Source organism: Flavobacterium gawalongense (assembly GCF_007097265.1).
Classification (GTDB): domain Bacteria; phylum Bacteroidota; class Bacteroidia; order Flavobacteriales; family Flavobacteriaceae; genus Flavobacterium; species Flavobacterium gawalongense.
The window spans coordinates 33916-54279 of sequence record NZ_VJZP01000025.1; the positions used below are offsets into that span (position 1 = coordinate 33916).

The 20364-nt window shown below is 33.8% G+C and carries 19 protein-coding genes; 13 read left to right on the plus strand and 6 right to left on the minus strand.

The window, feature by feature from the left end:
* Positions 1-28: 28 nt before the first annotated feature.
* A complete protein-coding gene (locus FNW38_RS12850; RefSeq protein WP_143388227.1) occupies positions 29-598 on the plus strand; it encodes a pentapeptide repeat-containing protein in 570 nt (189 codons plus the stop codon).
* Here the strand turns inward: FNW38_RS12850 and FNW38_RS12855 are convergent, their stop codons facing one another.
* The 6 genes from FNW38_RS12855 to glyA all read right to left on the minus strand — a co-directional run bounded on the left by FNW38_RS12855 (position 599) and on the right by glyA (position 6176).
* Positions 599-1096: a GNAT family N-acetyltransferase gene (locus FNW38_RS12855; protein WP_143388228.1), complete on the minus strand. Its 498-nt coding sequence runs from the start codon at positions 1094-1096 to the stop codon at positions 599-601.
* A 19-nt stretch (positions 1097-1115) separates the two neighbouring features.
* A complete protein-coding gene (locus tag FNW38_RS12860; protein WP_143388229.1) occupies positions 1116-2912 on the minus strand; it encodes an ATP-binding protein in 1797 nt (598 codons plus the stop codon).
* Positions 2913-2922: 10 nt separating this feature from the next.
* On the minus strand, positions 2923-3375 hold the full coding sequence (locus FNW38_RS12865) for a response regulator (protein ID WP_235890198.1): 453 nt from the start codon (positions 3373-3375) through the stop codon (positions 2923-2925).
* Between the two features lie 29 nt (positions 3376-3404).
* Positions 3405-3965, minus strand: coding sequence for a helix-turn-helix domain-containing protein (locus FNW38_RS12870; protein ID WP_143388230.1), 561 nt, complete (start codon positions 3963-3965; stop codon positions 3405-3407).
* A gap of 200 nt (positions 3966-4165) precedes the next feature.
* On the minus strand, positions 4166-4759 hold the full coding sequence (miaE, locus tag FNW38_RS12875; protein WP_143388231.1) for a tRNA-(ms[2]io[6]A)-hydroxylase: 594 nt from the start codon (positions 4757-4759) through the stop codon (positions 4166-4168).
* 142 nt (positions 4760-4901) lie between these two features.
* Positions 4902-6176 (minus strand): serine hydroxymethyltransferase, encoded by a 1275-nt coding sequence (gene glyA, locus FNW38_RS12880; RefSeq protein WP_143388232.1) that lies wholly within the window; start codon positions 6174-6176, stop codon positions 4902-4904.
* 108 nt (positions 6177-6284) lie between these two features.
* Here glyA and fahA point away from each other — a divergent pair, with 108 nt between their 5' ends.
* The 12 genes from fahA to argH all read left to right on the plus strand — a co-directional run bounded on the left by fahA (position 6285) and on the right by argH (position 20322).
* Entirely contained in the window at positions 6285-7568 is a 1284-nt protein-coding gene (gene fahA, locus FNW38_RS12885; protein ID WP_143388233.1) for a fumarylacetoacetase, read from the plus strand.
* Between the two features lie 154 nt (positions 7569-7722).
* The gene (locus FNW38_RS12890; RefSeq protein ID WP_144064879.1) at positions 7723-8907 is read left to right on the plus strand and encodes a hypothetical protein; all 1185 of its coding nucleotides are present in this window, start codon (positions 7723-7725) and stop codon (positions 8905-8907) included.
* A 470-nt stretch (positions 8908-9377) separates the two neighbouring features.
* The gene (locus tag FNW38_RS12895; protein ID WP_143388235.1) at positions 9378-9995 is read left to right on the plus strand and encodes a GNAT family N-acetyltransferase; all 618 of its coding nucleotides are present in this window, start codon (positions 9378-9380) and stop codon (positions 9993-9995) included.
* A 143-nt stretch (positions 9996-10138) separates the two neighbouring features.
* Complete coding sequence (locus tag FNW38_RS12900; protein ID WP_143388236.1) at positions 10139-11332, plus strand: argininosuccinate synthase; 1194 nt, start codon at positions 10139-10141, stop codon at positions 11330-11332.
* The gene (argC, locus tag FNW38_RS12905) at positions 11325-12302 is read left to right on the plus strand and encodes an N-acetyl-gamma-glutamyl-phosphate reductase (protein WP_144064880.1); all 978 of its coding nucleotides are present in this window, start codon (positions 11325-11327) and stop codon (positions 12300-12302) included. Before FNW38_RS12900 ends, argC begins: the two co-directional genes overlap by 8 nt.
* Before the next feature lie 128 nt (positions 12303-12430).
* A complete protein-coding gene (locus FNW38_RS12910; protein ID WP_144064881.1) occupies positions 12431-13597 on the plus strand; it encodes an aspartate aminotransferase family protein in 1167 nt (388 codons plus the stop codon).
* Between the two features lie 2 nt (positions 13598-13599).
* Positions 13600-14796, plus strand: a complete 1197-nt coding sequence (locus tag FNW38_RS12915; RefSeq protein WP_144064882.1) for a glutamate-5-semialdehyde dehydrogenase — start codon at positions 13600-13602, stop codon at positions 14794-14796.
* Positions 14780-15550 (plus strand): glutamate 5-kinase, encoded by a 771-nt coding sequence (gene proB, locus FNW38_RS12920; RefSeq protein ID WP_143388240.1) that lies wholly within the window; start codon positions 14780-14782, stop codon positions 15548-15550. Before FNW38_RS12915 ends, proB begins: the two co-directional genes overlap by 17 nt.
* An 80-nt stretch (positions 15551-15630) precedes the next feature.
* Positions 15631-16578 carry an N-acetylornithine carbamoyltransferase gene (locus FNW38_RS12925; RefSeq protein WP_143388241.1) on the plus strand — a complete coding sequence of 316 codons (948 nt, stop codon included), beginning with the start codon at positions 15631-15633 and terminating at the stop codon, positions 16576-16578.
* Positions 16568-17353, plus strand: a complete 786-nt coding sequence (gene argB, locus FNW38_RS12930; protein ID WP_143388242.1) for an acetylglutamate kinase — start codon at positions 16568-16570, stop codon at positions 17351-17353. The genes FNW38_RS12925 and argB overlap by 11 nt, the downstream gene beginning before the upstream one ends.
* A 165-nt stretch (positions 17354-17518) precedes the next feature.
* Positions 17519-18589, plus strand: coding sequence for a M20 family metallo-hydrolase (locus FNW38_RS12935; RefSeq protein ID WP_143388243.1), 1071 nt, complete (start codon positions 17519-17521; stop codon positions 18587-18589).
* Positions 18590-19041: 452 nt separating this feature from the next.
* Positions 19042-20322, plus strand: a complete 1281-nt coding sequence (argH, locus tag FNW38_RS12940; RefSeq protein ID WP_143388244.1) for an argininosuccinate lyase — start codon at positions 19042-19044, stop codon at positions 20320-20322.
* Positions 20323-20364: the final 42 nt, after the last annotated feature.

Here is a 20364-nt window from a genome sequence, read left to right on the forward strand (position 1 = left end):
GCCTTAAACCTGAATTTAAAACCCGTAAATGCCAGACTATTTTCTAGATATTGAATACAATAACATCATTTATAACGAAGAAGAAGTCAATTTTAAGGAATTTGAGTGTTGTACTTTTACCAATTGTAATTTCTCTCAATGTATATTTCTGGCGGTTACCTTTATTGACTGTACCTTCAACGATTGCACTTTTAGCAAAGCAAAAATAAATTATGTAGCTTTCAGAACCGTAATTTTTAATCGTTGCGAAATCAAGGAAGTCAATTTTACCATGTGCGACAAATTAATTTTCGAAATTGCTTTTACTGATTGTATTTTGGATTTCTCCAAATTTTATACTTTAAAAATCAAAGGAACATCGTTTACCAATTGTAGTATAATTGCAGTGGATTTTATGAGTACTGATTTAACCGAAGTCATTTTTGAAAATTGTGACTTATACCGTTCTGAATTTGCAAAAGCAATTGCTAATAAAGCAAATTTCAAAACAAGCTACAATTATACCATTGACCCGAAGACAACAAAATTAAAAAAAGCAGTCTTTGCTTTAGAAGGATTAAAAGGATTGCTTTACAAACATGATATTATAGTGCAATAATTATAGCTTTTTTTCCATTTTGTAATCTTCCATCAAGTACCCGTTACCAATCTCAATATTTTCTTCGGCAATGATTTCAAAACCTAATTTTTGATAGAAAGCTAGTGCTTTATTAAAACGATTTACGTTTAAGGAAAGTGATGTCGAATTATTTTCGTTGGCTAATTTTTGTACCGCATCAATTAATAATTTACCAATTCCTTTTCCTTGTGCTTCTGGCAAAATATAAATTTTATGAATTCGGGTTACCGCTTCACTCTTATAATTGTGCTCGATTGCTATAAATGCTAAAACTGAAGTTTCCTCATAAGCAATATAAAACAATTGCTCTTGCTTTTGAATTTGTTTTATTAAAGATTCATCTGAATAAATCAAATCCATCATATAGTCTAATTGTTCTTTTGACAAAATTTCACCATATGTTGTCGGCCAAGTTTTATTGGCAACATCTTGAATTGTATTTAAGTCAGCTATTGAAGCTTCTTTTATTGTAATCATTGTAATTTATTTATTGAAATTAAAGCAAATCCCCTTTAGGAATAAAAACATAGAATTTAGCCCCTACTCCAGGTTCCCCTTTTACTTTTATGAAACCTTTGTGGTTCTCTACAATTCTATTACAAATAGCCAGACCAAGTCCAGTTCCTGAGTATTTAGGATCTGTTTCCAAACGTTTGAACAAAAGAAATATTTTTTCGGCATATTCCTGTTTGAAACCAATTCCGTTATCTGTGATGACAATTTTATAATAATCCTCCTTATTGATTATTTTATAATCCCGCATTTCTTTTTCTGTAATTTTTTTGGAAGTAATTTTGATTTGAGAAACTATATCTTCTTTACTGTATTTAAGTGAATTGGAGATTAAATTTATAAACAACTGCTTAATCTGGAAAGGTATTACTTTGATTGTTGGCAATTTCCCAATTTCAATGGCTGCTTTTTTCTCTTCGATATTAGAGGATAAATCTTGAAGTATTTCGTCTAAGACCATTTTTAAATCTGTTTCTACAAAAACCTTATCGCCTTTTATTGTTCTGGAATAATTAACTAAGTCTATTAATAAAGTCTGCATCCTGTTGGCCGCTACACGAATTTTTGAAAAATAATCTTTTCCTTGTTGTGAAAGTAAATCCAATTCTTTTTCCTCTAATCTGGAAATAAACATTTGGATTTTCCGAAGCGGTTCTTGCAAATCATGACTTACAATATTATTAAAAGCTTCAAGTTCCGTATTAATATACTTAAGTTCTTTGTTATTATTTTCTAGTTCAAGTGTCTTCTTGTATTGATTTGTAATATCATAATTCACCCCTATTTTGATTAAATCGCCATTTCCATCTTTGGTAAAACTTCCAACACCCATAATATATCTAACCTCCCCTTTTGGCGTTAAAAATCTAAACGTCATGGAAGTAGATTGGTGATTTAACAACGAATCTTTATGCACTTTCGTTACATAGTCCAAATCATCCGGATGAATATATTTAATTGTATTTTCTATGTTGGGTTCGAATGCATTAGGTTCAACTCCCATCAGACGGAATAAATTATCTGAAAAAGTATACGTACTCGTTTCTAGATTTAACATCCAATGTCCAAAACCTGCAGTCATTTCAGCAGTATTATAAGACTCATTAAGCAATTTTAATTTGTCATTTGCTTTTTTGAGTTCTTCAATATCCACATTCATTTTATTGAAAGACAGGAACAAAATTACAAGTGAAAGAATCACCAATAAAAAGGCAGTTGTTATTGAATCCTGTAATTCAAATTGATGATTGTTATTTTGAATCTTTGCTTTTGCACTTTCAGAAAATATTATTTTACTGACAAAGGATTTCATCATTTCAGTAACATCGCTACTTTCCAGTAACTTAGAATTTAATTCTAATCGATTTACATTTTTACTTTTCGCAATAATTAATGTTTGTCTAAATAATTTAAATCTATAATCAATCAGTTTTTTAAGCCGGTCAATATGCTGACTTCTTGTAAAATCATTTGATGTAAGTTTTTTTAAATTTTTTATATTTTGCTCAATTTTACCTCTGCTTAAAAATCGATTTTTTATATAAGCTTCATCTTTTGTAATAATATAACTCCGTAAACTCGTTTCATAAATACTAATTACTGATAAAAGCTTTTCTAATTCAAGTTGTGTTTCATTAGAGTTTGCAATTAATTCAACAGTAGAATCGAGTTTTTGCATTTGAGAATAAAATACAGATGCTATATAACAAACAACAACAATTGCTATAGCTAAAGCAATTTTAAATATTTGAGAATTTTTATATAATCCTAAAATTTTCATTTATTATCTATTATGTGCTAAAGAAAAAAGTTTCAATATTTAATCCTGAGGAATGAAATTGCCAATTCATATTTACAACTTCCTGAATTACTTTTTTCAACGAAGAAAAATCATTGGGTTTTGTAATGTAAATATTGGCCCCTTCAATAAAAGTATCTTCAATATCTTTTTCTGAGGAAGAAGTAGAATATATGGCAATCGAAACATCTTTAAAACGAGTATTCGCTCTGATTTGCTTTAGACACTCTATTCCGGTTTTTCCAGGCATATTCAAATCAAGAAATAAAACATGAGGCAACTTAATATCAGGATGCACTAAATAATCCATTAGCTCATTGCCATCTTTAAATAGAGTCAACTTATTATTCATTTTAAGCTCTTGTATAGCTTCACTAAAAAAAGTGCGATCATCTTCGTCATCGTCAGCTAAAAGAATATGCATTGAATCTTGATGTGTAATCATAAAATATTGAGGCTTTTTTGCAATTTTATTTATTCATTATTTGATAATTGTCTTCTTTTATCAACTATTCTTTTAAACATTGAAGGGGTTAATCCTGTCACTTTTTTAAATTGAGTTGATAAATAAGCTACACTACTATAATTTAGTTCGTGAGAAATTTCGGTCAAAGTCAGTTCCTCTTCAATTATTAATTTTTTTGCTCTTTCAATCTTTTGAATAATAATAAAATTCTCAATTGATGTATGTGTATATTCTGAAAAAACATTCGTAATGTATCCATATCTAAAGTTCAATTTATCCGATAGATATTGAGAAATCGTTATGTTAGGAAATTTCTCTTTTTCATAGACTATTTCAATTATGGCGTCTTTAATTTTTTGAATTAATTGCCCTTTTGGATTATCTATAATATGAATAGCATACTTTTTTAAACTAATTTCTAGTTCCGCAAAACTCTCTTCTGAAACATCGTCACTGATTTCAATTTGTCCTAAATCTAAAAGTTGATATTTAATATCTAGTTTTTCTAATTGATCTTGCAATATTGCTCTACAAGCTATATTTCCATCATAATTAAAATTGAGCTTCATTTCAGTTATTAATTATTATAGTTAAATTTAAAATCCTAAATATAAATTAAAAAATTACAAAACGGTAACAAATAATTTAATTTAAATACAAAAACATTGGTTTCTCTAAATAAATTAAATATAAGAAACTGGCTAATAGACTCCTTAAACTTGTAAGAGTATTTATTTATAGTAACGGAACAAACTTACAAATATTGAATTTATCCGTGAATCGTTTCATTTTTACCATAATTAGCAATCACAGCATCTTCAAATTCCAACCATTCTCTCCAACGTTTTTCAACATCAATTCCTACTCCATATTTTCGCGCATAGGTTATAAAAGTCGTGTAATGTCCCGCTTCACTTTCCATCAAATCTCTATAAAAAATGGATAATTCTTCATCCTTGATATTTTCTGAAAGCACTTTGAATCGTTCACAACTTCTAGCCTCTATCATTGCTGAAAACAATAACCGTTCCACTAAACCTGAAACTCTGCTTCCATCACCACTTTTTTTCATGTACAAATACAATTCGTTCACATAATCATCTTTTCGTTCGCGACCCAACTTCAAGCCACGCTTAATGATGATGTTGTGTACTTGTTCGAAATGGTCGATTTCTTCTTTAGCCAAAGCCAATAAATCCTTCACTAAATCCTGGTGTTCCGAGTTGTTTGTGATAATTGTAATGGCATTTGTAGCTGCTTTTTGTTCGCACCAAGCATGATCCGTTAAAATCTCTTCAATGTTTTTTTCTACAATATTCACCCATCTTGGATCGGTTGGTAATTTTAATCTTAGTACAGACATTACAAAATTGTTTAAAGTTGAAAATAGTTTACCGTTTAAAGTTCCGTTAAAAAAGAAAAAAGTTTAAAGTTAAAAATTTTGTGATACATTTTCGGAACACAAAACTTTAAACTTTAAACCTTTAAACTTTAAACTAAAAAAATTAATATACGAAAATAGCTCTTTCGCTCATCATTCCGTTTACTTCAGCAGCCACTTCTTCGATAACATCTTCGTTAGTGTGGTCCATCAATACTCTATCAATTAAAGCTACAATGGTTTCCATATCTTCTTCAACCAGACCACGAGTGGTAATAGCTGCAGTCCCTACACGAATTCCTGAAGTTACAAATGGTGATTTATCATCAAATGGAACCATGTTTTTATTTACCGTAATTTCTGCTTTTACCAATGCATTTTCAGCATCTTTTCCAGAAATATTTTTGTTTCTTAAATCAATCAACATCATGTGATTGTCTGTTCCTCCAGAAATGATTTCATATCCTCTTTTTACAAAAGCGTCCGCCATTGCGTTAGCATTTTTTTGTAATTGTAAAGCATATGTAAAAAATTCATCATTTAATGCTTCTCCAAATGCTACAGCTTTTGCAGCAATAATATGCATCAATGGACCACCTTGATTTCCAGGAAAAACAGCTAAATCCAATAAAGAAGACATCATTCTGATTTCTCCTTTTGGTGTAGTTAAACCAAATGGATTTTCGAAATCTTTACCCATTAAAATTAAACCTCCACGAGGACCACGTAATGTTTTATGCGTTGTAGTAGTTACAATATGACAATGAGGCAATGGGTCATTCATCAAACCTTTTGCAATAAGACCTGCAGGATGAGAAATATCAGCCAATAAAATAGCACCAACACTATCAGCAATTACTCTGAAACGCTCAAAATCCATATCACGAGAATAAGCCGAAGCTCCTGCGATGATTAATTTTGGTTGTTCTTTTGTTGCTATTTCTTGGATTTTATCGTAATCTAATCTTCCAGTTTCCTTATCTACACCATAGAAAGAAGGCGTATATAAACGTCCTGAAAAGTTTACCGGAGAACCGTGAGTTAAATGTCCACCATGAGACAAATCAAAACCTAAAATTTTATCTCCCGGTTTGATACAAGCATGATAAACTGCTGTATTCGCTTGTGAACCAGAGTGTGGCTGTACATTTGCGTAAGCTGCACCAAATAATTCTTTGGCTCTGTCAATAGCAATTTGCTCAATAACATCAACTACTTCGCAACCGCCGTAGTATCTTTTGCCAGGATATCCTTCTGCATATTTATTGGTTAAAACAGAACCAGCTGCTTCCATTACTTCGTCACTTACGAAGTTTTCCGAAGCGATAAGTTCTAATCCATGTATTTGTCTTTCTTGTTCTTCTAGAATAAGGTCAAAAATTTGTTCGTCGCGTTGCATTTCTTTGATTTTGGTTAATTTGATGCAAAAATACAAAAAAACGTTTGGTTAATAGTTAGATTATAATATATTTGATGAGTAATTTTCAACAAAATAATTAACATCGATATGCCTATAACTGCCAACAATACTAACAGAAAATCATGGTTAGAAGTAGCTACCAATAGTGATTTCCCCATTCAAAACATTCCTTTTGGTGTTTTTCTTACCAAAGAAAACATAGTAACTGTAGGAACTCGTATTGGTGATTTCTCTATCGATTTGGGAGCTTTACAACAATTAAATTATTTTGAAGGTATTGAGCTGACGGATGATATGTTCATGCAAGATACTTTGAATGATTTTATTTCTGATGGTCAGAAAACGTGGCGTTTGGTTCGAAATCGTATCGCCGAAATTTTTGACGAAAAAAATCCAAAATTACGCGATAATGTAAAAGAAAGAGATATTGTCATTTTTAAAATGGAAGACGTAGAAATGCAATTACCGGTGCTGATTGGTGATTATACAGACTTTTATTCTAGTAAAGAGCATGCTACTAATGTCGGAAAAATGTTCCGCGATCCTGAAAACGCATTATTACCCAACTGGCTTCATATTCCTGTAGGCTACCATGGAAGAAGCTCTACTATTGTTCCATCAGGAATTCCAGTACACAGACCAATGGGACAAACCTTACCAAATGGCGAAACCACACCTGTTTTTGGTCCTTCCCGTTCAGTAGATTTTGAATTGGAAACCGCTTTTATTACAACCGATGTCAATATAATGGGAGAAAACATTCCTGTAACTGAAGCTGAAGATTATATTTTTGGAATGGTTTTATTGAATGACTGGAGCGCCCGCGATATTCAAAAATGGGAATATGTGCCACTAGGACCATTCTTGGCTAAGAACTTTGCGACTTCAATTTCGCCATGGATTGTGACTATGGATGCTTTGGAACCTTTCAGAACTAAAGGCCCAAAACAAGAACCAACTCCACTTCCTTATTTACAACAAAAAGGAAAACATTCGTTCGATATTAATTTAGAAGTAGCGATTCAACCTGAAAACACTGAAGCAACTCTCGTTTCTCATTCGAATTTCAAATACATGTATTGGACGATGAGCCAGCAATTAGCGCATCATACGTCTAATGGCTGTCGCGTAAATTCTGGTGACATGATGGGTTCAGGAACTATTTCTGGTCCAACTGAAGATAGTTTTGGTTCGATGCTGGAATTGACTTGGGGTGGAAAAAATCCTATCAAACTTAATGACGGAACAGAACGCAAATTTATAAATGATAACGACACCGTAATCATGAAGGGATTTTGTCAAAACGGACAGGTTCGCATTGGTTTTGGTGAAGTTTCCAGTAAGTTGCTTCCTCCTTTTGTAAGAAAATAAAAAAATAAAAATACACGTTCTAAAACCTAACATTTATTCTATTTTTGTTAGGTTTTTTTATGGCATTATTTTGAAATTTCAATTTTAAAAGCAGTTTGCCTGTATTGATATAGTAGAAATAGCTTCAAAAATTATTTACTTTATAGTAACGCTTATGAAAAAGATTACTCTTTTATTATCCTTGTTCGTGCTTGTTTCCTCCTGTGGTGTAAAGCAAACTCAAAATCTATTAAGCTCAGGAAATTACGATCAGGCAATCGAAAATGCAGTTTCGAATTTGCGAACTAATAAAGATAAAAAAGGCAAGCAGGATTATGTTTATTTACTCGAAGAGGCTTTCGCCAAAGCCAAAGAACGCGATTTGAATACGATAAACTTGTTAGCAAAAGATGCCAATCCTGCACAATTGGAAAAAATGTACACCACGTATATACAATTGAATGAACGTCAGGAAAAAATCAAACCATTGCTTCCTTTAAAATTAATTAAAGAAGGTCGAAATGCAATTTTCCCATTTGACAATTATAACGACCAAATTATTGACAGCAAAAATGCATTATCTGCTTATTTGTATGCCAATTCAAAAAAATTAATGGCAACTTCAGATAAAATGAATTTCCGCAAGGCTTATGATGATTTGGATTATTTGAATCAAATAAATCCAAATTACAAAAATGTTTTGCAACTCATAGATGAAGCTAAATTTAAAGGTTCTGATTATGTTTCGGTTTACACCAAAAATGAAACTCGAATGATTATTCCTGTTCGCTTGCAAAATGATTTACTAGATTTTAGCACCTACGGACTGAACGACAAATGGACTGTTTACCACAGTGACAAACAAAGAGGAATTGATTACGATTATGGTATGATGATTAATTTTCGCCAAATTTATATTTCACCGGAGCAAATCAAAGAAAGAGAATTTGTAAAAGAACGCATCATAAAAGATGGTGTAAAAAAACTGATTGATGCCAACGGTAAAGAAGTTTTAGACGAAAAAGGAAAAGTGGTTATGGTTGATAATCTTAGAACTGTAAACGCCCGTATTTATGAATTTAGACAATTTAAATCCTGTCAAATTACAGCAAAAATTGATTATATAAATTTGAAAAGCAATCAATTAATACAATCTTTCCCATTAACAAGTGAGTTTGTATTTGAAAATATTTATGCAACCTATAAAGGAGACCGACGTGCTTCTGACGATAATTATTACTCTTATTTTGATAAAAGAGCGGTAGCTTTTCCTAGCAGCGAACAAATGGTTTATGACACTGGAGAAGATTTGAAAGCCAAATTAAAAGACATTATTAGTCGAAATAGATTTAGAAATTAAATCTGGTTTCGCTCAATTAAGAAACTCCTTGAAACAATTGCTTTAAGGAGTTTTTATTTACATAAAACAAACATTATATTAAAATTTTGTTACAAAAAACAAAATAAGTGTTCTATTTGCAAAATAATTGTATTTTTGCACCCATGAATAAAACAAGTTTACATATAACTTCTTTCTCACGGACAAACAGACCTACGGCTTCTCCCGAAGTACGGATGCTATAATATAGTACCCACAACGTGTTTTGTTTTTGTTTTTTATTCATTTTTCATTTATACCGTTTTGAAATTATCCCAGTTATCCATTGGATTAGTATATCCTAAAAAAACTATATTTCCTTGTTCATTAGCCTACACAACGCTATGCTCATGGTCAATGTCTTTTTTTGCATCTATTTTAATTGATTGGTATAACTCTTGTTTTTCAAAACTTGAATCCAACTCATTTTTTAACTCAAATAATCTCTTGAAATGAACATTTCTATCATTGTAACTCAGGAAGAACATTATAAGTATTCGCAGGAAATATGCGATACTATTGAATCATCTGCCTTATTGAGAGGTACTGGGATTGCTAAAAGAACTCCTGAATACATCCAAAAAAAGATGGAAAGCAAAGATGCTGTCATTGCATTAGACAATGGCAAATTTGCTGGTTTTTGCTATATCGAAAGTTGGCAACACGGAAAGTTTGTCGCACATTCTGGGTTGATTGTACACCCTGATTACAGAAATTTAGGATTAGCCAAAAAAATCAAATCAAAAGTATTTGATTATTCATTAGAAAAATATCCAGATGCTAAAGTATTTGGAATCACTACTGGTTTGGCTGTAATGAAAATCAATTCAGATTTGGGATACAAACCTGTTCCTTTTTCAGAACTTACAAGCGATCCAAGTTTTTGGAAAGGATGCCAAACGTGCACCAATTACGAAATCCTAAAAAGTAAAGACAACAAAATGTGTTTGTGTACCGGAATGCTTTATGATCCAAAAGAAAAACCTAAAGATCCGCCTAAACATCCGTTTAATGTCAGAGTGTTAAATAGATTAAAATCAATTAAAGAAGCCCTATTTTTAAAAAAATAATCCCCAACCCCACCGCGGCGGGGAGTTCGGAAAAAACTAGAAAAAGAATCAATTTAAAAAAAGAAATATAAATTAAAACACACCCTTTGCGTAATGCCTCCCCCTCCTTCGGAGGGGGCTGGAGGAGGAAAAAACTAAATATCATGAAAAAAGTTGTATTAGCTTATAGTGGAGGATTAGATACCTCATATTGTTTGAAATATTTAAAAAACAAACATGGATACGAAGTACATACTGTACTAATTAACACAGGTGGATTTGATGAAGCTGAACTATCCGCTATTGAAGAAAGAGCCTACGAATTAGGAAGTGCACAACATGCAAATCTTACTATCGTTGATAAATATTATGATAAAGCCATTAAATATTTGATTTATGGAAATGTATTAAAAAATAATACGTATCCTCTATCTGTGAGTGCTGAGCGTGTTTTTCAAGCTATGGAAGCTATTAAATATGCCAAAAAAGTAGGTGCAAACGCAATCGCCCACGGAAGTACCGGTGCAGGAAATGACCAAATCCGTTTTGATCTAATTTTTCAAACCATTGCTCCCGAAATTGAGATTATCACACCTATTAGAGATTTGAAATTATCAAGACAAGAAGAAGTAGCCTATTTACAAGCGAATGGCGTAGAATATTCTTGGGAAAAAGCACAATACTCCATCAATAAAGGATTGTGGGGAACTAGTGTTGGAGGAAAAGAAACATTGACTTCAAACCTTCCACTTCCAAGCGAAGCTTATCCTTCACAATTGCAAAAAGAAGGCGAAGAAAAAGTGACTTTGCATTTTAAAAAAGGGGAATTGGTTGGAATCAACAATAAAATGAACACTCCGGTAAAAAACATTGTTACTCTTGAAAAATTAGCCAGTGCTTATGCAATTGGTAGAGATATTCATGTTGGTGACACGATAATCGGAATTAAAGGAAGAGTTGGTTTTGAAGCCGCTGCTCCTTTAATTATCATCAAAGCACACCATTTATTAGAGAAACATACGCTTGGAAAATGGCAACAATACTGGAAAGAACAACTAGGAAACTGGTATGGAATGTTATTTCATGAAGGTCAATTTCTTGATCCTGTGATGAGAAACATCGAAACTTTCCTGGAAGACACTCAAAAAACGGTAAATGGAACGGTAACAGTTTCTTTGAAACCATATCACTTTTCGCTTGATGGAATTGAATCTGAAAATGATTTAATGAACACTGGATTTGGTCAATACGGAGAAATGAACAACGCTTGGACATCAGACGATGCCAAAGGATTTATTAAAATTCTAGGAAATGCCCAAAACATATTTTCATCTGTAAACCATCTTGATTATGATTAATGTTGGAATAATTGGCGGTTCGGGTTACACTGCGGGGGAACTCATCAGAATATTGATGTATCATCCTAATGCAACGATTGATTTTGTGTACAGTACTACCAATGCTGGAAAACCACTATCGGTTGCGCATCATGATTTGATGGGCGATATCGAAATGAATTTTACTGATACCGTGAATCCGAATGTGAATGTTGTTTTCTTGTGTTTAGGTCATGGTAAATCGAAATCATTTTTAGAGCAAAATCAATTTGCAAGTCATACCAAAATTATCGATTTAGGAAATGATTTTAGATTGATCAAAGACAAAGATTTTAATAGTAAAACTTTCGTTTACGGACTACCTGAATTGAACAAAGCAGTTATCAAAAACGCACAATTTATAGCTAATCCAGGTTGTTTTGCGACAGCGATTCAATTGGCATTATTGCCATTGGCTAAAAACGAAATGCTTACTACTGACGTTCATATCAATGCCACAACCGGAAGCACGGGAGCCGGAGTTACGCCTTCGGAAACGACGCATTTTAGTTGGAGATCGAATAATATGTCGCATTATAAAGCTTTTGAACACCAACATTTGGGTGAAATAAACCAAAGTGTAAACCAATTACAATCGAATTATAAAGACGAATTGATTTTTGTACCAAACAGAGGTGATTTTGCGAGAGGCATTTTTGCAACATTATACACAACAATCGAAGAAAGTCTGGAAGATGTAGTTGCGAAATACGAAGCTTTTTACAAAGACCAACCTTTTGTAACTGTCACTACCACTGGAATCAACATGAAACAAGTGGTTCAAACGAACAAGTGTATTATTAGTTTAATGAAAAAAGGAAACCGGTTATTGATTACTTCAGTAATTGATAATTTAACAAAAGGAGCCTCAGGACAAGCCATCCAAAACATGAATTTAATGTTTGGATTGGATGAAACCACAGGATTACATTTGAAACCAAGCGGATTTTAATCCCCTCCCCAACCCTCCCCGAAGGGAAGGGAGTTGAAATGCGAAAAATAGTATAAATATAGAAACAACACCCCCCGTTGTAAGTTTTTATTCCCCCTCCTTCGGAGGGGGTTAGGGGGAGGATTATTATGAACTTATTTGACGTTTACCCATTATACAACATCACTCCTGTAAAAGCACTAGATTGCACTATTACAGATGAAAAAGGAGTGGAATATTTAGATTTATATGGTGGTCATGGAGTAATTTCCATTGGACACACACAACCGGATTATGTTGCCAAACTAAAGAATCAATTGGACAACATTGGTTTTTATTCCAATGCGATACAGAATCCATTGCAAGTAGAACTAGCAGCCAAATTAGGAAAACTTTCAGGATTGGAAGAGTACACGCTATTCTTATGCAGTTCTGGAGCTGAAGCCAATGAAAACGCTTTGAAATTAGCCTCTTTTCACAACAATAAAACAAGAGTAATTGCTTTTGATAATTCCTTTCACGGAAGAACCTCTGCAGCAGTTGCCGTTACTGATAACAAAAAAATTGTTGCGCCGATCAACGCACAGCAAATCGTTACTTTTTTACCATTGAATAACATCCAATTGGTAGAAAACGAACTAAAAAAAGGAGATGTTTCTTCTGTTATTATCGAGGGAATTCAAGGCGTTGGCGGTTTAGACCAGGGAACGCCTGAATTTTTCCAGGCATTGGAAAAAATATGTGCAGCATACGATGTCGTTCTGATTTTAGACGAAGTGCAATCAGGGTACGGAAGAAGCGGAAAATTTTTCGCGCACCAGCATCATAATATTAAAGCTGATATTATTTCACTTGCTAAAGGAATGGGTAACGGATTTCCTATTGGCGGAATCTTGATTTCTCCAAAATTCACAGCCAGTTATGGTCTTTTAGGAACTACTTTTGGCGGAAACCACTTGGCCTGCGCTGCTGGAATTGCTGTTTTGGATGTGATCGAAAGCCAAAAATTAATGGATAACGTAAATGAGGTTTATGCCTATTTTTTAGAAGCAATCAAACAAGTTCCCGAAGTTATTAAAGTAAAAGGAAAAGGATTAATGCTCGGCGTAGAATTTAATTTTGACGTAAGTACGCTTCGTAAAAAAATGATTATTGACCAACACATTTTTACAGGAAATGCAAACAATAAAAATTTATTAAGAATTCTTCCGCCATTGACAATCAAAAAGGAAGCGATCGATACCTTTATTATAGCTTTAAAAGAAACATTGAAAGAACTAAGCCTTAGCGAACAGGCGAAGCAAATACATTCTTAATTATGAATACGCTGCTACCAATAGAAAAACGAAATTCAGTTTTAAGCCGAATGGCAGAACTTCTTGAAGAAGAAAGAGCCAACCTTAAAACTGTAAATCAACAGGATTTAAATAATTATTCTGGGGATGATCTGGCCATGGAAAAACGTTTATTGGTTGATGATGCCAAAATTGACGGCATGATTTTATCGATGCAGCAATTGGCAAGCCAGGAAGATCCTGTTGGAGTCGAACGATTCAATTTTGACCACGACAACGGAATGAAAGTCATCAACAAAACAGCGGCTTTTGGAACCATAATGATCATTTATGAATCCAGACCCGATGTTACTGTTGAAGCAGGCGGAATCGCTTTCAAATCCGGAAATAAAATTCTATTGAAAGGCGGAAAAGAATCCTTACAATCCAACCTGAAAATTGTGGAATTGTGGCATCAGGCTTTAAAAGAAAATAATATTGCTACAGCATGGGTGGAATACCTGAATTACAATCGGGAAGAAACGCAGGCATTTTTGGAGAAACCAACACAGAAAGTAGATTTAATCGTTCCTCGTGGTGGTGAAAATCTAATTGCTTTTGTAAAAAAACACGCCACTTGTCCGGTGATTATAAGTGGAAGAGGAAATAATTTTGTTTATGTAAATGCTGAAGCCGATTTAGATCAGGCACTTGCTATAATAATCAACGGAAAGACCTCAAACATATCCGTTTGTAATGCTTTAGATAAAGTTTTAATTGATACAAATCTTAAAAATTGGGAAGCTTTTGCTGCAACTATAGTTCAGGAATTACAACAAAGAAACGTAACCGTTTTAGGAGATGAAAAAATTTCCAGAGCAACAAATGTTCCTCAGATTGAATCCGATTTAATTTGGTACGAAGAGTTTTTAGATTATAAAATTGTTATTGGAACAACAAATTCGGATCAGGAAGCGATTGATAAAATAAATAAATATTGTGGAGGACATTCGGCTTCCATAATCACAAAAAATGATGCAATTGCCCAGGAATTCATGGAAAATGTAGATACCGCAGCCGTTTATCAAAATGCCTCTACCCGATTCACTGATGGAGGACAATTTGGCTTAGGTGGCGAATTGGCAATAAGCACGGACAAATTACACCAACGTGGACCAATTGGATTGCAACATTTAGTTACTAATAAGTGGTATATTTACGGAAATGGACAAATCAGGTAAAAAAAGAATTTTATTAAAGTTAGGAAGCAATACATTAACCAAAGAAACCAATCATATTTCGAGAGGAAAGATTGAAGATATTGGTATGCAAATCGCGGCACTGAAAGACGATTATGAATTTGTAATTGTCAGTTCCGGTGCCATTGCTGCGGCCAAACAATTTGTAAAACTGGAAAGTCAAGATAAAGATGTTTTTGTTAAACAAGCGTTGGCTTCAATTGGCCAGCCTCATTTGATGCGGATTTATCATGAAAATTTCAGCGATTTAGGATTACTGATTTCACAATGTTTGCTTTCCTATTCTGATTTCGAAAAAGAGCAAGCCAAAGTAAATATCGTAAACACAATCAATGTGTTGGTCAAAAACAATTATATTCCTATCATCAATGAAAATGATACCGTGGCAACGGATGAGATTCAGTTTGGAGACAATGATAAATTAGCCGCTTTAACAGCCGTTTTATTAAATGTGGATATTCTGATCATTGCTACCAATACGAACGGGATTTATACCAAATCATCCATCAATGATGCAATTCCTGAAACCATTTCTTTGGTAACCGATTTAAAATTATTGGAAAAAGAGATTGGCGATTCTAAATCCTCGCACGGAACTGGTGGAATGCAATCTAAAATAGAAGCTTCGGCAATTGCCAAAGCTGCCAATATCGAAACCTGGATTATCAATGGCTTGGAAGACAACTTTATTTTGAAAGCTTTAAAAAACGAAATACCTTTTACTAAAATAATTTAATTCGAATATTGGATTTTTAGATTGTTAGATTTTTGGACAATTCATAATTCATAATTCATAATTCATAATTCATAATTACAATGAACTACATCTCTATACAAAACATCGATTCGCTCAACAAATGGGTGAAACAAGCATTAAAAATTAAGAAAAAACCACTTAAAAACAAAAAACTGGGTAAAAACAAAACCTTGGGAATGTTGTTTTTTAATTCCAGTTTAAGAACCCGTTTGAGTACACAAAAAGCGGCTTTGAATTTAGGAATGAACGTCATGGTAATGAATTTTACCAGCGAAGGTTGGACATTGGAGTTTGAAGACGGAGCTATCATGAACTCTGGTGCTTCGGAACACATCAAAGAAGCGGCAGCAGTTGTTTCTCAATATTGCGATATTATTGCCATCAGAGCTTTTGCCGGACTTGCAGACAAAGAAAAAGACAATGCCGAAATCGTACTTTCCGGGTTTTTGAAATACGCTACTGTGCCAATTGTTAATATGGAAAGTGCCACAGGACATCCATTACAATCGCTAGCCGATGCGATTACTATGGCAGAACACAAAACGAAACACAGACCAAAAGTAGTTTTGACTTGGGCACCACATCCCAGAGCACTACCACAAGCTGTTCCCAATTCCTTCGTGCAAATGATGCAATTGCAAGATGCAGATTTTGTCATTACGCATCCTGAAGGGTATGAATTGAATCCTGAAATCACAAAAGATTCCAAGATTGAATACGACCAGAATAAAGCTTTTGAAAACGCCGATTTTATTTATGCCAAAAACTGGAGCAATTATAACGATTATGGTCAAATTACTAATTCCGACCCAAATTGGACTATAACTGCCGATAAAATGAAACTGACAAATAATGCTAAATTTATGCACTGTTTGCCTGTAAGACGTAATGTAATTGTTACTGATGAAGTAATCGACAGCGAAAATTCAATTGTTATCGAACAAGCCAATAATAGAACCTATGCAGCGCAATTAGTCTTGCAAAAAATATTGAAAAATGGAAAATAAAAAACCGGTAACGATACTAAAAATTGGAGGAAATATTATTGATAACCCAACGGAATTATCACAGTTTTTATCTGATTTTTCTAAAATTGAAGGATATAAAATACTCGTTCATGGCGGAGGAAAATCAGCTACCAAAATGGCTGAAAGCATTGGTTTAGTTCCTCAAATGATTGACGGACGACGTATTACCGATGCTGCTATGCTTGACGTAGTTGTGATGATTTATGCAGGTCAAATCAACAAAAGCATCGTTGCCCAATTACAAGCAAATTCCACAAATGCGATGGGTTTTTCTGGTGCTGATGGGAATTTAATCCAATCAGAAAAAAGAAACCACCCTACAATCAATTATGGTTTTGTGGGCGATGTGAAAAAAGTGAATACAAAATTATTGGAAACGTTACTTTCAAATGGTATAGTTCCAGTATTTTGTGCGATAACACACGATGGAAAAGGACAATTATTAAATACGAATGCGGATACTATTGCCAGTGAATTGGCGATTGCTTTATCGGAAGTTTTTGATGTAACTTTGAATTATTGCTTTGAAAAGCCTGGTGTTTTATATGATGCCGAAGACGATTCTTCAGTAATTTCAACCATAAATCAAGAATTATATTCCAAATTAAAAGCCGAAAAAGCGATACATTCAGGCATGATTCCTAAATTAGACAACTGTTTCAATAGTTTGTCCAAGGGAGTTCAAAAAATAAAAATTGGTCATCATCGAATGTTGCAAGACAAGACGGCATTGTACACGAGTATAGAACTATAAAAGTTAAACACGAATTTCACAAATTTACACGAATTGAAAATTGCCACAAAGAAATTATCTCAAAAGAGACTTAAATAATTCATGTCTTTGTATTAAAAATAACTAAAAAATTTGTGCCTTTGTGGCTTCGTGGCAAAAAAATAGCGCCTTTGTGGCAAATAAAATATGAAGAGTATAGAAATCCTTACACAAGAAGCCATTGCGCTATTAAAAGCACTGATTGAAACACCTTCATTTTCAAGTGAAGAAGACAAAACAGCACTTTTAATCGAAAATTGGTTTACACAAAATAACATTCCTTTCGAGAAAGAAAATAATAATGTTTGGGCTTACAATAAATATTTTGACAAGACTAAACCAACATTATTACTCAATTCGCATCACGATACCGTAAAACCTAACCAAGGGTATACCAACGATCCTTTTGAAGCCATCGTAAAAGACGGCAAATTATTCGGATTGGGAAGCAATGATGCCGGCGGCTGTTTGGTTTCTCTTTTAGCCACTTTTGTTCATTTTTATCCGAATGAAAAGCTGCCTTACAATATCGTGATGGTAGCTTCAGCCGAAGAAGAAAGCAGCGGAAAAAATGGATTAAACAGCGTACTGAAACATTTACCGGAACTGGAATGTGCCATTGTTGGTGAACCTACTTTGATGCAATTGGCCGTAGCCGAAAAAGGTTTATTGGTACTCGATGTCATCGTAAAAGGTACTGCAAGTCACGCCGCGCATAACAATCCAGACAATCCTATTTACAATGCGATACCCGTTATCGAATGGTTTAACAGCTATCAATTCGAAAAAATATCTGCCGTTTTAGGACCTGTAAAAATGACTGTAACGCAAATTAACGCCGGAAAACAACACAATGTAGTTCCTGCCGAATGTCATTTGGTTATCGATATCAGGGTGAATGATTGCTATAACAATCAGGAAATTTTAGATACCGTAAGAAAACATTTGACTGCCGAAGTCAATCCTCGCTCGATGCATTTGAATGCGTCATCAATTCCTGTTTCTCATGGTTTGGTGCAAGCCGGAATCGCACTGGGAAGAACAACGTACGGCTCGCCTACACTGTCGGATCAATCGGTTTTGAGTTGTCAATCCTTGAAATTAGGACCAGGAGAAACCCTGCGGTCGCACTCGGCAGACGAATTTATATTTATAAACGAAATAGAAGAAGGAATTCAATTGTATATCAAAATACTAACTGATTTTTTCAAACAATAAAATAATTTGGATTGATCCTGATTATTTTCAGGAGCTAATCCCGCTATACGTTGCAATCTTTTTTGAGGCGAAGAAAAATCGCCTCAAAAAAGGATTTACACTACAAACGAAGTTCACTGAACTCCGCTGAAAATGGAAATTAAGTGAAGTAATCGGGGCTAAAAAATAATATTGGAATTAATTATAATTTACCGATCGTCAGTTCGAGTAGATTTTTAAAGTCCACAAGTTTTCTTTATTAAACGAAACTTTCCACTTTAAAAATCATATTGAGAACGTTGCTGGTAACAAGGCTTCTCGATACATTTTTGGCTTAATGAATGTATCTTTTTAAACAGATTGAATCAAGCAAAAAACACTCGAAGTAACGGTCATGTATGTCCCTGTCAGTTAAATCGATAAAAACAAAACCAAAAAGACACAACAACACGAACAACCAAAAAAGTATAATTATGAAACTTTGGGAAAAAGGAATACCAACCGATAAGCAAATCGAACATTTTACCGTTGGAAACGACAGAGAACTGGATTTAGTTCTAGCAAAATATGACGCCTTAGGCTCTATTGCACATGCAAAAATGCTAGGTCAAATCGGTCTTTTAACAGACTCCGAAACCGTTTCTTTGGTTTTGGCATTAGAAGAAATTATTGCAGCTGTTGAAAACGGAAAATTCGAAATCGAAGACAGTTTTGAAGACGTACATTCCAAAATCGAATACCTACTAACGGTAAAACTAGGCGATGCCGGAAAAAAAATTCACACGGCTCGTTCCCGTAACGACCAGGTTTTGGTAGACGTTAATTTATATCTAAAAGACGTCCTTAAAGAACTAAAAGAACAAGTAAAAAGCCTTTTTGATTTGCTGATGGAATCAGCAGAAAAACATCAAAATGTTTTGTTACCAGGTTACACGCACCTTCAAATTGCGATGCCATCTTCTTTCGGAATGTGGTTTTCCGCTTACGCCGAAAGTTTAATTGATGATGTAACGATGCTAAATGCAGCTTTAAAAATTGTAGACCAGAATCCATTAGGTTCGGCCGCAGGTTACGGAAGTTCGTTTCCTATCAACAGAACATTCACGACTCAAGAATTAGGTTTTGAAACTTTAAAATTTAATTCGGTTGCGGCACAAATGAGCCGTGGAAAATCAGAGAAAACAGTTGCTTTTGCGATGAGTAGCGTTGCCGCTACCCTATCAAAATTCTCGATGGATGTTTGTTTGTATATGAGCCAGAATTTTGATTTTATCACTTTGCCTTCGCATCTTACAACAGGTTCGAGCATTATGCCACACAAGAAAAACCCGGATGTTTTTGAATTGATTCGTGGAAAATGCAACAAAATTCAAGCGTTACCATACGAAATCACTTTAATTACCAACAACCTACCAAGTGGTTATCACAGAGATTTGCAACTTTTGAAAGAAGGATTGTTTCCAGCGATTCAAAACTTAAAAGCCTGTTTGGATATCGCTATTTTTGCTATTAAAGACATTAAAGTAAAAGAACACATTTTAGACGATAAAAAATACGATTATTTGTTTACGGTAGATTCCTTAAACGAAATGGTTGTTGCCGGTCTGCCTTTTAGAGATGCCTATAAAGCCGTTGCAGAACAACTGGAAAATGGCACTTTTAAATCCCCAAAAGAAACCAAGCATACGCATGAAGGAAGCATCAATAACCTTTGTTTGGATGCCATAAAAAAGAAAATGAACGATTCTTATTAATTCAAAACCAAAATAGTTGTTACAAAAAAATCCATTCATTTA